The organism is Pseudomonas sp. GM49, from assembly GCF_000282355.1.
In the GTDB taxonomy this organism is placed as follows: Bacteria; Pseudomonadota; Gammaproteobacteria; order Pseudomonadales; family Pseudomonadaceae; genus Aquipseudomonas.
In genome coordinates, this window is record NZ_AKJL01000189.1 from 1 (window position 1) to 13,272 (window position 13,272).

Below are 13,272 nucleotides of genomic sequence, written 5' to 3' on the forward strand. Positions count from 1 at the left end.
GGCAGCCGACACAACCGTTGGCGATATAAATGTCCCGGCCTTCCAGTTCAAGGGCGGTGCGGGGCTTCATGCCCTCGACCGGCTTGTTGGTGACATCCTGGAAAAACAGCGGAACGATCTGGGTCAGGCCGCCGACGCTGACGGCGATGACCATGAAGAAGGCCAGCAGGCCAATATTCTTCTCGACTGCTTCATGCTTCATCAGTGAGCTCCAACTACGGCAATCTTGGTCGCGGCTTCGGCTTCAGCCGGGTTCGAGGCGCGTACGGTACGGAATACGTTGTAGGCCATGAACAACATGCCGGTGGCGAAGAACGCACCGCCCAGGGCGCGAACGATGAAACCAGGGTGGCTGGCTTGCAGCGCTTCGACGAACGAGTAGGTGAGGGTGCCGTCGTCGTTGATTGCACGCCACATCAGGCCCTGGGTAATGCCGTTGACCCACATCGAAGCGATGTAGAGCACGGTACCGATGGTCGCGAGCCAGAAGTGGGTGTTGATCAGGCCGGTGCTGTGCATCTGCGCACGACCGAACAGTTTCGGGATCATGTGGTAGATGGCGCCGATCGAGATCATCGCCACCCAGCCCAGAGCGCCGGCGTGTACGTGGCCGATGGTCCAGTCGGTGTAGTGCGACAGCGAGTTGACGGTCTTGATCGCCATCATCGGACCTTCGAAGGTCGACATGCCATAGAACGCCAGGGACACCACCAGGAAGCGCAGGATCGGGTCGGTGCGCAGCTTATGCCAGGCGCCCGACAGGGTCATCATGCCGTTGATCATGCCGCCCCAGCTCGGAGCCAGCAGGATGATCGACATCGCCATGCCCAGGGACTGCGCCCAGTCCGGTAGAGCGGTGTAGTGCAGGTGGTGCGGACCGGCCCAGATGTACAGGGTGATCAGTGCCCAGAAGTGCACGATCGACAGGCGATAGGAGTAGATCGGACGCTCGGCCTGTTTCGGCACGAAGTAGTACATCATCCCCAGGAAGCCGGTGGTCAGGAAGAAACCCACGGCGTTGTGGCCGTACCACCACTGGATCATCGCGTCCGTCGCGCCCGAGTAGGCCGAGTACGACTTGAACAGGCTGACCGGCAGCGACATGTGGTTGACGATGTGCAGCATCGCGGTCACGACGATGAACGCGCCGTAGAACCAGTTACCCACATAGATGTGCTTGGTCTTGCGCTTGACGATGGTGCCGAAGAACACCAGACCGTAGGTGACCCAGACAATGGCCAGCAGAATAGCCAGGGGCCATTCCAGTTCCGCGTATTCCTTGGTGGTGGTGAAACCCATCGGCAAGGTAATGATCGCGCCGACGATCACCGCTTGCCATCCCCAGAAGGTGAAGGCGGCGAGGCTGTCGGAAATCAGTCGCGTTTGGCAGGTTCGCTGCACGACATAATAAGAAGTGGCAAACAGTGCACATCCACCGAAGGCGAAAATCACCAGGTTGGTGTGCAACGGGCGTAAGCGTCCAAAAGTCGTCCACGGCAGACCGAAGTTCAATTCCGGCCATACGAGCTGTGAGGCGATGAAGACACCGAGCCCCATGCCAAGGATCCCCCAGACCACCGTCATGATGGCGAACTGGCGGACTACCTTATAGTTATAAGCAGTCGGACTGATTGCTGTGCTCATTCTAAGGTTCCACGGTTTGGGTGTTTTATTAGGATTAAAAATCGGCCGCAAGTATGGAGAAAGCAGGGGGTCATTGCAACGCGCCATGACCTGGGTCAATGCTTTCAAATGCTGATTCTGCGGCCTTTCCATGCGCCGCGTAGGGACAAAATTGCCCGTGGGCAAAACGTCCTGGCGGACTGATCAGGCGAGGGGGTCAGGTCGGATGTAACGAGGTGTGTTCAAACGCAACGTTTGGCTGACCGAAGGCAATTGGCGCGACAGCCGGTATCTACCAGCCTTTGCGGCCTGTCATCGGGCAGATTCGTCGAACACATCGTTCAGGGTCGACCTGGAACCGGCACCGGCCAGTCCGCATCGGGGGAAGCTTAGACCTGAATCCGGGGAACCGAAAGGAAGAGTCAAAGAGGGTGCGACAATGCGTCGCAAAGGGGCAGGGAACTGCCGCATCCGGGAGAATGCGGCAGCAGAGCGGTCGGGATTTATTCGCGGTTGTCTTCAGCCTGTAAGCGCTCGGTATTCAAACCGTGGGAGAGGCTGTACACATACGCGGCCAGCAATTGCACCTTATCGTTGCCGAGCAGTTCGTTTTGCGCCGGCATATGGCCCTGACGGCCATGCCGAATCGTCTGTTCAAGCTGCGTCAGGCTGGTGCCGTAGATGAAACCGGCCGGGTGCGTCAGGTTCGGCGCGCCCATGGCTTCGGTGCCCTGGCCGTTTGCGCCATGGCAGGCGACGCAGGTGGTGCTGAAGGCTTGTTGTCCGGCTTGCAGGTCGGCCTTGCTGTCGGCAGGCAAGGGCAGGCCGGCCAGATCATGGCGCACATAAGCGGCGACGTTTTTCACACCATCTTCCCCCAGGACTTCACCCCAGGCCGGCATCATCGCCATCCGGCCACCCATGATGGTGGTCTTGATGGTTTCCGGGTTGCCGCCCCAACGCCAGTCGCTGTCGGTCAGGTTGGGGAAGCCGAATGCACCCTTGGCGTCCGAGCCGTGGCACACCGAGCAGTTGGAGGCAAACAGGCGGCCGCCCATTTTCAGCGCTTGCGGGTCTTTGGCGACTTCTTCCAGCGGCATTGCCGCGAACTTGGCGAAGATCGGTCCGAACTTCGTGTCAGCCTTGGCCATTTCCTTTTCCCATTCGTGCACGCCGGTCCAGCCATTTTCGTAGCCGGGCAGGATGCCTTTCCAGTTGCCCAGGCCCGGATAGAGGATCAGGTAGCCGACGGCGAATACCAGGGTGCCGGCGAACAGCATGAACCACCATTGCGGCAACGGGTTGTCGTACTCCTCGATGCCGTCGAAGCTGTGGCCCATGGTCTGGTCGACGCTGCCCTTGGTTTCACCCTTGCGGGTGCCGATCAACAGCCAGGTCAGGCCGATCAGGCTGCCGATGGTCAGTACGCAGATCCACGTACTCCAGAAGGTGGTCATGGCCGGGTACTCCTTGTTGCTGAATCTTCGGTGATGTCGGGTTGTGGCTCGTCGGCGAACGGCAGCAGGCGCGCTTCGGCGAATTCCGGATTGCGCTTGCCGTTGAACACCCACAGGGTCAGGCCGACGAAGGCGATGAAGACAACGACGGTGCCCAGGCCGCGGATCATTCCAGTGCTCATCTCAACAACCATGGCTCACCTCTTGCTCTTGATCGCAGTGCCGAGCACTTGCAGGTAGGCGACCAGCGCATCCATCTCGCTCTTGCCCTTGAGCGAAGCGACGGCACCGGTGATGTCCTCGTCGGTGTATGGCACGCCCAGGGTGCGCATGGCGCGCAGCTTGGTTTCGGTGTGGCTGCTGTCGAGCTGATTGGCCACCAGCCACGGGTAGGCCGGCATCTTCGACTCCGGCACGACGTTGCGCGGGTTGTACAAGTGCGCGCGGTGCCAGTCATCCGAGTAACGCGCGCCGACCCGCGCCAGGTCCGGCCCGGTGCGTTTCGAGCCCCACAGGAACGGGTGATCCCAGACGCTTTCGCCGGCCACCGAGTAGTGGCCGTAGCGTTCGGTTTCGGCACGGAACGGACGGATCATCTGCGAGTGGCAACCGACACAGCCTTCGCGGATGTAGAGGTCGCGACCTTCCAGTTGCAACGCGGTGTAGGGCTTCATGCCTTCCACTGGTTTATTGGTCACGTCCTGGAAGAACAGCGGGACGATCTGGGTCAGGCCGCCGATGCTCACGGCCAGGATCATCAGCAGCAGCAACAGGCCGACGTTTTTCTCGATAGTTTCGTGTTTCATGGCGGACTCCTCAGGCCATCTGCGCGGCAGCGGCGACGGCGGCAGGCTGCGAGGCCCGCACGGTGCGCCAGGTGTTGTAGGCCATCAGCAACATGCCCGTGAGGAAGATCGCGCCACCCACCAGCCGCACGACGAAGCCAGGGTGGCTGGCCACCAGGGTCTCGACGAAGGAGTAAGTCAGCGTGCCGTCCTCGTTCACCGCACGCCACATCAGGCCCTGGGCGATACCGTTGACCCACATCGAGGCGATGTACAGAACGGTGCCGATGGTAGCGAGCCAGAAGTGCGCGTTGATCAGGCCGATGCTGTGCATCTGCTCGCGGCCGAAGACTTTCGGGATCATGTGGTACAGCGCGCCGATGGAAATCATCGCCACCCAGCCGAGCGCGCCGGCGTGGACGTGGCCGATGGTCCAGTCGGTGTAGTGGGAAAGGGCGTTGACCGTCTTGATCGCCATCATCGGCCCTTCGAAGGTCGACATGCCGTAGAACGCCAGGGAGACAACCAGGAAGCGCAGGATCGGGTCGCTGCGCAACTTATGCCAGGCGCCCGACAGGGTCATCATGCCGTTGATCATCCCGCCCCAGCTCGGTGCCAGCAGGATCAGCGACATCACCATGCCCAGCGACTGCGCCCAGTCGGGCAACGCGGTGTAGTGCAAGTGGTGCGGGCCGGCCCAGATGTACAGGGTGATCAGCGCCCAGAAGTGCACGATCGACAAGCGATAGGAATACACCGGGCGCTCGGCCTGTTTCGGCACGAAGTAGTACATCATCCCGAGGAAACCGGCGGTGAGGAAAAAGCCCACGGCGTTGTGTCCGTACCACCATTGCACCATCGCGTCGGTGGCACCGGCGTACAGCGAGTAGGACTTGGTGAAGCTGACCGGCAATTCCAGGTTGTTGACGATGTGCAGTATCGCCACGGTGATGATGAACGCACCGAAGAACCAGTTACCGACATAGATGTGTTTGGTCTTGCGCTGCATGATCGTGCCGAAGAACACGATGGCGTAGGCGACCCAGACGATGGTGATCAGGATGTCGATCGGCCATTCCAGCTCGGCGTATTCCTTGGAGCTGGTGTAGCCCAGCGGCAGGCTGATGGCCGCGAGCAGAATCACCAGTTGCCAGCCCCAGAAGCAGAACGCGGCGATTTTCGGCGCAAACAATGGCGTCTGGCAGGTGCGTTGCACCGAATAGAACGAGCTGGCAAACAGGGCGCAGCCGCCGAAGGCGAAGATCACTGCGTTGGTGTGCAGCGGGCGCAGGCGGCCGAAGCTGGTCCACGGCAAATTGAAGTTGAGTTCGGGCCAGACCAACTGGGCCGCGAGAAAAACCCCGAGCCCCATGCCGACGATGCCCCACACCACCGTCATAATGGCGAATTGGCGGACCACCTTGTAGTTGTAGGCGGTACTGATAGAAGTGTTCATGGTTCCCCATCCACGGTTCAGCCGAAGTGAGCGCGCAGCGCAAGGCAGTGCACCCTTCGGCCGGAGTTATAGGCAGACTGAAAGCGAGGCAAGCATGGACAAAGGGCACAAGGCCGGTATTGACGGGGATCAATGGGCGCAGTGTGTGCGGGATCATGGATGGTTGTGGAATGCCGCGGCTGGCAAGGCTGCGGTGACGCTGATCCTCGCCCACGGCGCCGGCGCACCGATGGACAGCGACTGGATGAGCGACATGGCTGCACGCCTCGCCGCGCAAGGCGTCAACGTGTTGCGCTTCGAGTTCCCGTACATGGCGCAGCGGCGCCTCGATGGCGGCAAACGCCCGCCGAACCCGGCGCCGAAACTGCTGGAGTGCTGGCGCGAGGTATATGCCCAGGTGCGACGCCATGTCGCCGGGCCACTGGCCATAGGCGGCAAGTCCATGGGCGGTCGCATGGCCAGTTTGCTGGCGGATGAGTTGGGGGCAGATGCGCTGGTGTGCCTGGGCTATCCGTTCTATGCGGTGGGCAAGCCGGAGAAGCCGCGGGTCGAACATTTGGCCGGGCTGAAGACACGGACCTTGATCGTGCAGGGTGAGCGCGATGCGTTGGGCAGCCGGGAGGCGGTCGAGGGTTATACGCTATCGCCGGGTATCGAGGTGTTCTGGCTGGTGGCGGGGGATCATGATTTGAAGCCGTTGAAGGCGTCCGGGTTTACCCATGAGCAGCATTTGACGGCTACAGCAGGGAAAGTGGCCGAATTTCTTCGTTGATCAATAGGCTTCCAAATCCTCATGTTAGATGGTGTGGTACGGATATTGGCGAGTATTTGAATGCTTGAATAATAGTGCCCCTTGGGGAAGGGGCGCCGGCAATAAGCATTAACAACTAGGTGTTAGAGTTGGCTTGATTGAGTTCAAGTTGGTTCTGGGGGGGGTTGTTGCGCAGCTTCCTGATAAGGCTTTTTCCGAAGTCAATTGATTTTGTTTCTATCGTTATGTGCAGTGCATAAGATATGGCAATAATAATTGATACGGCGATCAATAAGGCTGCAAAGTAAGGGATGTTTTTGTCCATTGCGATTCGGATAATTGAATAGCCGATTAAGGAGTGGGTTATGTAAAGAGGGTAGCTGATTTTAGCAATGAAATCTAATGGTGCAAATGGCCGGAAGTATTTTCTAAGGGTGTAGGCTGCGACAAATACACAAAGGCCATAAATATAATTTTGTGGTGTGCTTGGGATTTGGTCTGCCCAGGAGTTTCGTGTCCAGCACATCAAAATCAGAAGAAGCAATATTGAAGAGTATGAAATTAGTTCTATGGTGGTGATTTTTTCAGAGAAGTGAAAATAGAAAAAGGTGCCTATGAACATGAAGCACACAACCATGAGCTCTACTTTGATTGACTCAATGGACAGGTTGAAATGGGTAAAGTTAATGATGGAGTGCGCTACGGGGTACCAGTCTGTGAAGCAGAGCGTGGCCACCGCCAGAAATACAATTGGCAGCGGGTTTGCTTTTCTTATAGCGCTGTAAAGGATTGCGGAGATAAGGTAGAACTTGATTTCGATTGCGAGTGTCCAGTTTACAAGATCAATAGTTTTTATCAGGATGTTTGAGTGTACAAGTGAAAGGTTGGCCAGCAGCACCTCTACGTTCATTGCGAATTCTTTGCCCCAGTAGTGACTCGAAAGCCAAATGCAAAGCAGCATGACAGCTGTGCCTGTCAGGTAGGTGGGGTAAATTCTAAGAAATCTGGATATCAAGAACTCTACCGGTGATGATTTAGCTAATGAAAAAGGTATTACGAATCCGCTGATGAGAAAGAAAATAGCAACGCCAAATGGGCCGTAGTTTACCGTTGGTGGTGATAACCACCCCAGTAGTCTGGAGGATGGGCCTTCGATTGCCGGGGCGAATATATAAGCCGAAACCGTGTCTCGCGCCACCCAGTAGATTCCGCATAAATGGATAATCATGACGGCAATAATGGCTATCGCGCGGAGTTGGTTTGCGAATATTACCTTATCTTTCTCTTGTTGCATTTAGATGATCCATTTCCAGTGGGTTGCTCTTCAAGGCCATGGTCGAAAGTTTGTGGGCGTGTGGGAGCTTGATTGTTGCTTTTTGATTCGGATGCCAGCCGCGTAGAGATTCTATCGATGAGTAGGTTCGCGGTCATCCATGTGATGACTTATTTTCTCACCAAAAAAAGGCCCCGCTGGCGAAGGCTGCGGGGCCTTTTATTTCAAGTGTCGATCAACGGTTAAACCGCTCCACTAACGAATACTGGGTATTCGCAGTCTTGGTCAGCTCTTCACTCAGCAATGCCGAGCTCTGCGCCTGCTCCGAGGTCTGGTCAGCCAGGGCCGAAATATTGCTGATGTTGCGGCTGATTTCTTCGGCCACGGCACTTTGCTCTTCGGTTGCGGCGGCGATCTGGGTGGTCATGTCGGTGATGTTGGCCACCGCTTCGCTGATGCCCACCAGTGCCTGGTCCGCTTCCAGTACCCGCGCCACGCCTTCTTCCGCCTGACGATGCCCGGCTTCCATGGTTTGCACCGCAGTGCCGGCGGTTTGCTGCAGCTTGGCGATCAGCGCATGGATCTGCCCGGTGGACTCGCTGGTGCGTTGCGCCAGTTGACGAACCTCGTCGGCCACCACCGCAAAACCACGACCCATCTCACCGGCACGGGCCGCTTCAATGGCAGCGTTCAGCGCCAGCAGATTGGTCTGGTCGGCGATGCCTTTGATCACGTCGACCACGCCACCGATTTCGTTGCTGTCCTTCGCCAGTTGAGTCACGGTCACACCGGTTTCACCGACCACCACCGACAAGCGCTGGATGGCTTCGCGGGTTTCCCCGGCGATGTCGCGACCACGACCGGTCAGGCGATTGGCTTCCTGGGTGGCGTCGGCGGTGCGTTGTACGTGGCTGGCGACTTCCTGGGTGGTCGCGGCCATCTGGTTGACCGCGGTGGCCACTTGCTCGGTCTCGACCCGTTGACGTTCCAGGCCGCTGGAGCTGTTGTGGGCGAAAGCATCGGACTGCTTCGCCTGATCGGTCAGGTGCTCAGCAGTGTCCTGCAGACGTGTCAGGCAGGTTTTCAGACGCGCTTCCTGGCTGAGGATCGACATCTCCAGACGCGCCTGGGCACCACGGCTGTCGGTGTACATCTGCGCAATCAACGGGTCAGACGTCGTCTGTTCAGCCAGTTTCAACAAACGCTTGAGACCGCGCTGTTGCCAGCTCAGACCCAGCAAGCCCAGAGGCACCGAAAGACCGGCCGCCAGGGCAAAACCCCAGTGCGAGTTCAGCGACGCCCCGATCATGAAGCTCAACTGACTGACCAGAATGAACGGCAACCAATCCTGCAGAACCGGTAGCCATTTATCGGTGGAAGGAATGGCCGACTTGCCCTGGTTGATGCGTTGGTAGAGCGCTTCGGCACGGCGGATCTGCTCGGCGGTGGGCTTGACCCGCACCGACTCGTAACCGACCACCTGATTGCCTTCGAAGATCGGCGTCACATAGGCGTTCACCCAGTAGTGATCACCGCTCTTGCAGCGGTTCTTCACAATGCCCATCCAGGGCAAGCCTTGCTTCAGCGTGCCCCACATGTGCGCGAACACCGCCGCCGGCACGTCAGGGTGACGCACCAGGTTATGCGGCGCACGAATCAACTCATCACGAGAAAACCCGCTGATCTCGACGAAGGCGTCGTTACAGTAGGTGATCATGCCCTTGGCATCGGTGGTGGAAATCAGCCGTTGCTGAGCGGGGAAGGTTCGTTCGCGTTGTGTAATAGGCTGGTTGTTACGCATGGCGTTTTCAATCCGTGAGGCTTTGACAGGGTGTCGGCGGGGGAGGGGATTTGTTGAGTTTATTTTTCAACAAGCGACGCCCTGCCAAAGGAAGGAACACAAAACAAATGTAGGAGCGAGCTTGCTCGCGATGTTCGTTCAGTCAACTCCGTTGTTGCCTGATAGACCATCGCGAGCGAGCTCGCTCCTACAGTAAATCGGGACGGCTAGCGCTTTACGACGCCAGCACAGACACCTTTTTGAGCTTCGTATTCCGATACCCGCGCCACGCCAGAATCACCAACATGCCGCACGTCACACCCGTAGCATTGGCCACCATATCGCCCCATGACGCACTGCGCAGCGGCATTAAGCTCTGCTCCAGCTCAATCACCATCGAACCCACCAACGGCCAGAACAACAACCAGATCAACCGCGTACCAGGGAACGCCAGATAAGCACTCACCGTCAGGCAGGCAAAACCTGCCCAGTGATGCAGCTTGTCCTGGTTGTCGAACACCTGAGGCACCGGCTCGCCGCGCATCCCGGCGAAACACAGCACCAGCAAGATCACGAAAAACGCCAGCTTGGGCAGGGCACGCAGGATTCGCTGCTTCATTCGGTGACCTTGTAGAAGTTGTTGTGGAACAGGTCGATGTTGCGACGCTCTGTCAGGGAGTACAGCGAGTAACTGCGAGCCAGTGCGGCACCACCGTCACGGGTCAGCGGTGTCCACGCCAGGGTGGCACGGCGCGTGGTAGAACTGGCCATCAATTCGTCGAACGGAATCGAGAAGTAAATACCTTTGCCGAAACTACCTTCGCCGTACTCTTCCTTGGTCGCATTGGTCACCGTCACCCAGCCACCGAAACGCACGCCATTGTTGAATTCGCGGGACAGGTCCAGGGTAACCCCATAGTCCCTGGCCAGATAACGCCCAACGCTGACTGCACCGAGAATGTCCTGGAAGGCACTGCGGTAGTAGAGCGTAGCGTTACCGGTGACGGTGCTGTAGTCACGCAGACCAAAGCCCTGATCGAATTCACGCTGCTTGACCCAGTTCATGTCCACACCCACGGCCCAGCGTTCGCCCATCGGACGATACAGCGCTTCGCCACCGACACCGGCGAACATCGATTCCAGATAACCGCCATACAGCATGCCGTAAAGGTCCTCATCCAGCTGTTTGACCTTGTTCATCTGGAAGGTCGGCATGGTGACTTCCGAAGTCGTCATGTACTGGCGTAGATCCGTACGTACACGCGGCAGACCGCTAGGTGCGTCGTACGTGAACTTGTCGAAGTTGTTCGCCAGGTTCGCACTCAGGGTGCCGCTCCACCACAGGTCAGGCTTGAAGCGATACTCGCCATTCAAGTCCGCACTGAACTGGTACAACAGGAACCCGTCGGGGCCGCCGACGTTTTGCTTGTAGCCCAGCCCCAAGCCATAGCTGAGCGGGTCAGGCTTTTGCTGGAACAGGGTCTTTTCCTGATGCGGTACCGGGACGGTCATCTCGGTCACCCGACGCAGGTCTTCCAGCGGACGATCCTCTTGCACCACTTCACGGAAGGTATCCCGAGGCAGGCTGACTTCCTCGACCGGCAGGCTGTAACGCGTGTCGACCATGGTGAACCAGTCGATCTCGTCGTTGACGCTGTTGTCCAGAATGCGCGAAGCGCGGCCCACGGCTTTCGGCGTGTGGAAATAGCGCCCCTGTTCGCCATAGACGACCACCTCGGAATCCCGCTGGGTGATGCGTGAAACCGTGTAGCCCGCGTTGTTTTGCAGGCGCTTGGCGACACCGGCCCACTGCACATCTTGCGGCGCGACCATGGGTTTGGTGTCGGACACAGGTTCAGGCTTCGGGTCGAAGCTCTTGGTCGGTGCCTTGCGGGTGGCAAAGTTGGTGTGCATGGTGATGCCGAACATCGCGGTGTTGCCGCGTTCCCAGGCAGCGTGCAGATCGATCCAGTCGTTGGCTTTGAAGACGAAGCCGAGGTTGATTGGCGAGTCCTGGATCTGGTTGTTGTCCAGGGGCTCGTGTTGGTAGTCGTTGCCTTCATATTCCAGCTTGAGCGACAGCGGGTCCCAAGGGGTTTGATAGGTCATACCGCCGAAGAAGGACGGTGATCCTCGGAAGTAGCTGTTTGCATTAAAGCTACCGGACGTATCAACCAAGCCCGTCGAATCCGGGCGAGTGTCGAACTTGTCATCTATCCAACCCAGTGGGTTGTCCATGTCACCACGATTGCCAATGTAACCCCAGGCGAGCCCGAGACTGAGATCGAAATCGCCGAAACGTTTGTTCCCTACAAAGTACTCGCTGGAAAATAGACCAGTACCACCGACGTCTCGTGCGCCTAGAGCAACTTGCGGTATCCAGTGGGTTTCTTCGAGCAGGCGTACCTTGGCGTCGATTGCCTTATCTTTGAAACTTTGGTTGCCACTCAATTCTTCTGAACCATAATCGCGGTTAGAGATAGCGGTGTAGCGAAACGAGCCCTCCAACCAATCGAACGGCTGAAACGACACGCTGTAACGACTGTAAGGATCGGTACGGTTAGCGTTCAGTGACAACTCACCCGCAGGCGCCATACGCGCAGTAGGCGTTTGCAGCAGCCCCACGCCACCAAAGTCATTCTGGGTATAACGCGGCTCTGCCACCGCCCACGAGCTGCAACCCAGCAACAAGCAAGGGATTAAGTGATACTTCATGGCTTCACCTCCAGCAATGGCTGGGTGGCAATGAAGGCAGCCAGTTCGGTATTCAGATCAGGTGTGGGATCGCCTTGTTTGCTGTTGTGCACCGGCACATAAATGCGTGCGCCTGGGGCAGGTGGTACGGATGTGGTTTCGTTCCACAGAGCCACGCCGTCCTTGAATACCCGGCCGTCAGGCTGAATCACGAAGAGCCAGTCGGCGTCAGCGTTTGGATCGCGCGGGCAAGCCTTGAGATAGTCGATCGCTGCTTGTAACGGTTGGAACGGCAATTCGCATTCACCCAGAACCGCGCCTTCGACCCGCACCGTGGTTGGGCGAAGCGGGTAAAGCAGCACATCGCTATCACTCAGGAAACGGTTATTGATGCGGTCCAATTCAACCTGCACCGGGTCAAGTTGGGCGACCTTGCGCCCGGTCACCGGCATGGCCTGCACCTTGTCGCGCAGGCGCGCGGCAAGTGTTGCCAACCCAACCTGATCGCCCACCAGTGCATTACTGTGCAAGGTCGACAGATCGAAAAGAACACCCACCTTGAGACGCTCCTGCGCATCACGCAGAGGGGTATGCAACCAGGCTGCGCCGAGCAGATAAGCCTTGGGACTCACCTGAGCCTCCAGCAGCACGTCATGCAGGCGCGTGCCGTCCACAATCGAGTAACGCCCGGGCTTGGCGGCATCGCCCCGCACCGTGACCAGCGAGTCGGCATTTGCGGCAAAAGTCATGAGCAGGCTGCAGCAAAGCAGCCAGGAAGAGCGAAAAATCATTGCACTACCGGCTTATTCGGGCGCACTTGAACAATGCGTAGGGGCAATTCGGGGGTGAGGTGTTGCTCGCTGGCCATGATGAAACCATCGGCGGGGTCGACCCAGTAGCGGTTCTGCGCGGTGAAGCCCAGGCCGTCCATCGCGATCTCTTCGTCCACGCGCAGCAGTTCCACATCGCGGTCGAGGATGTGCACGGTCTCCAGGCCTTTCTTCTTGAAGTGGCTGGTGACATTCACACCCATCCGATAACCGTCGATAAAGTCCACCTGGCGCCGGGATTCCAGCCCATCGGGAATACGGTGCAAGCCCGTCTTGAATGGGGATACGCCCTCGAAACGGGTGCCATCCAGATTGTCGTTGAAACCGACACTGCGAATGGCCAGGCCGTCTTCAAGCATCAGGATCTGGCGAGTCGAGGCCATCCAGAAACCCACGCCATCCTGCAGACGCACCAGTGCCATCACGGCTTCACCCGTAGGGGCCGTGATGGTGATCTGGTAGTAAGGCGTTGCATCGACCTGCTGGCGGGTCAGCTCCAAGGGCTCAGGCCCTTCGAACGCGGCCTTCAGCGTGTCCATGGAAGCTGTCATCAACGGGTTGCAGGCGCTCACCAGCAAGGAGGCCACCGCCAGGGTGGCCAGTCGCAGAAATTTCACAAGAAT

The 13,272-nt window shown here is 58.2% G+C and carries 13 protein-coding genes; 1 reads left to right on the plus strand and 12 read right to left on the minus strand.

The annotated features are described in order from the left end of the window. From PMI29_RS12185 to ccoN (PMI29_RS12160), 6 genes are all read right to left on the minus strand, one after another. On the minus strand, positions 1-202 hold a 202-nt coding region (locus PMI29_RS12185; RefSeq protein WP_007999400.1), incomplete at its 3' end, for a cbb3-type cytochrome c oxidase subunit II. Continuing rightward, a complete protein-coding gene (gene ccoN, locus PMI29_RS12180) occupies positions 202-1,644 on the minus strand; it encodes a cytochrome-c oxidase, cbb3-type subunit I (protein ID WP_007999402.1) in 1,443 nt (480 codons plus the stop codon). The genes PMI29_RS12185 and ccoN (PMI29_RS12180), both read right to left, overlap by 1 nt. Positions 1,645-2,126: 482 nt before the next feature. After that, positions 2,127-3,080, minus strand: coding sequence for a cytochrome-c oxidase, cbb3-type subunit III (ccoP, locus tag PMI29_RS12175; protein WP_007999405.1), 954 nt, complete (start codon positions 3,078-3,080; stop codon positions 2,127-2,129). After that, positions 3,077-3,274 carry a cbb3-type cytochrome oxidase subunit 3 gene (locus tag PMI29_RS12170; RefSeq protein ID WP_007999407.1) on the minus strand — a complete coding sequence of 66 codons (198 nt, stop codon included), beginning with the start codon at positions 3,272-3,274 and terminating at the stop codon, positions 3,077-3,079. The genes ccoP and PMI29_RS12170 overlap by 4 nt, the downstream gene beginning before the upstream one ends. A gap of 3 nt (positions 3,275-3,277) precedes the next feature. Continuing rightward, positions 3,278-3,886, minus strand: coding sequence for a cytochrome-c oxidase, cbb3-type subunit II (gene ccoO, locus PMI29_RS12165; RefSeq protein ID WP_007987243.1), 609 nt, complete (start codon positions 3,884-3,886; stop codon positions 3,278-3,280). Between the two features lie 10 nt (positions 3,887-3,896). Beyond that, a complete protein-coding gene (ccoN, locus tag PMI29_RS12160; RefSeq protein ID WP_007999409.1) occupies positions 3,897-5,321 on the minus strand; it encodes a cytochrome-c oxidase, cbb3-type subunit I in 1,425 nt (474 codons plus the stop codon). A gap of 94 nt (positions 5,322-5,415) precedes the next feature. Here ccoN (PMI29_RS12160) and PMI29_RS12155 point away from each other — a divergent pair, with 94 nt between their 5' ends. Then, positions 5,416-6,093 carry an alpha/beta family hydrolase gene (locus tag PMI29_RS12155; protein ID WP_007999411.1) on the plus strand — a complete coding sequence of 226 codons (678 nt, stop codon included), beginning with the start codon at positions 5,416-5,418 and terminating at the stop codon, positions 6,091-6,093. Between the two features lie 115 nt (positions 6,094-6,208). Here PMI29_RS12155 and PMI29_RS0130235 read toward each other — a convergent pair whose 3' ends face one another. The 6 genes from PMI29_RS0130235 to PMI29_RS12130 all read right to left on the minus strand — a co-directional run bounded on the left by PMI29_RS0130235 (position 6,209) and on the right by PMI29_RS12130 (position 13,266). Beyond that, positions 6,209-7,366 (minus strand): acyltransferase family protein, encoded by a 1,158-nt coding sequence (locus PMI29_RS0130235; protein ID WP_033052478.1) that lies wholly within the window; start codon positions 7,364-7,366, stop codon positions 6,209-6,211. Between the two features lie 214 nt (positions 7,367-7,580). Next, on the minus strand, positions 7,581-9,146 hold the full coding sequence (locus tag PMI29_RS12150; RefSeq protein WP_007999415.1) for a methyl-accepting chemotaxis protein: 1,566 nt from the start codon (positions 9,144-9,146) through the stop codon (positions 7,581-7,583). A gap of 214 nt (positions 9,147-9,360) precedes the next feature. Continuing rightward, complete coding sequence (locus PMI29_RS12145; RefSeq protein WP_007999417.1) at positions 9,361-9,744, minus strand: hypothetical protein; 384 nt, start codon at positions 9,742-9,744, stop codon at positions 9,361-9,363. Then, positions 9,741-11,840, minus strand: coding sequence for a YjbH domain-containing protein (locus tag PMI29_RS12140; protein WP_007999419.1), 2,100 nt, complete (start codon positions 11,838-11,840; stop codon positions 9,741-9,743). Before PMI29_RS12140 ends, PMI29_RS12145 begins: the two co-directional genes overlap by 4 nt. Continuing rightward, positions 11,837-12,568, minus strand: coding sequence for a capsule biosynthesis GfcC family protein (locus tag PMI29_RS12135; protein WP_238541668.1), 732 nt, complete (start codon positions 12,566-12,568; stop codon positions 11,837-11,839). The genes PMI29_RS12140 and PMI29_RS12135 overlap by 4 nt, the downstream gene beginning before the upstream one ends. 38 nt (positions 12,569-12,606) lie before the next feature. Further along, positions 12,607-13,266, minus strand: coding sequence for a YjbF family lipoprotein (locus PMI29_RS12130; protein ID WP_007999425.1), 660 nt, complete (start codon positions 13,264-13,266; stop codon positions 12,607-12,609). Positions 13,267-13,272 lie beyond the last annotated feature (6 nt).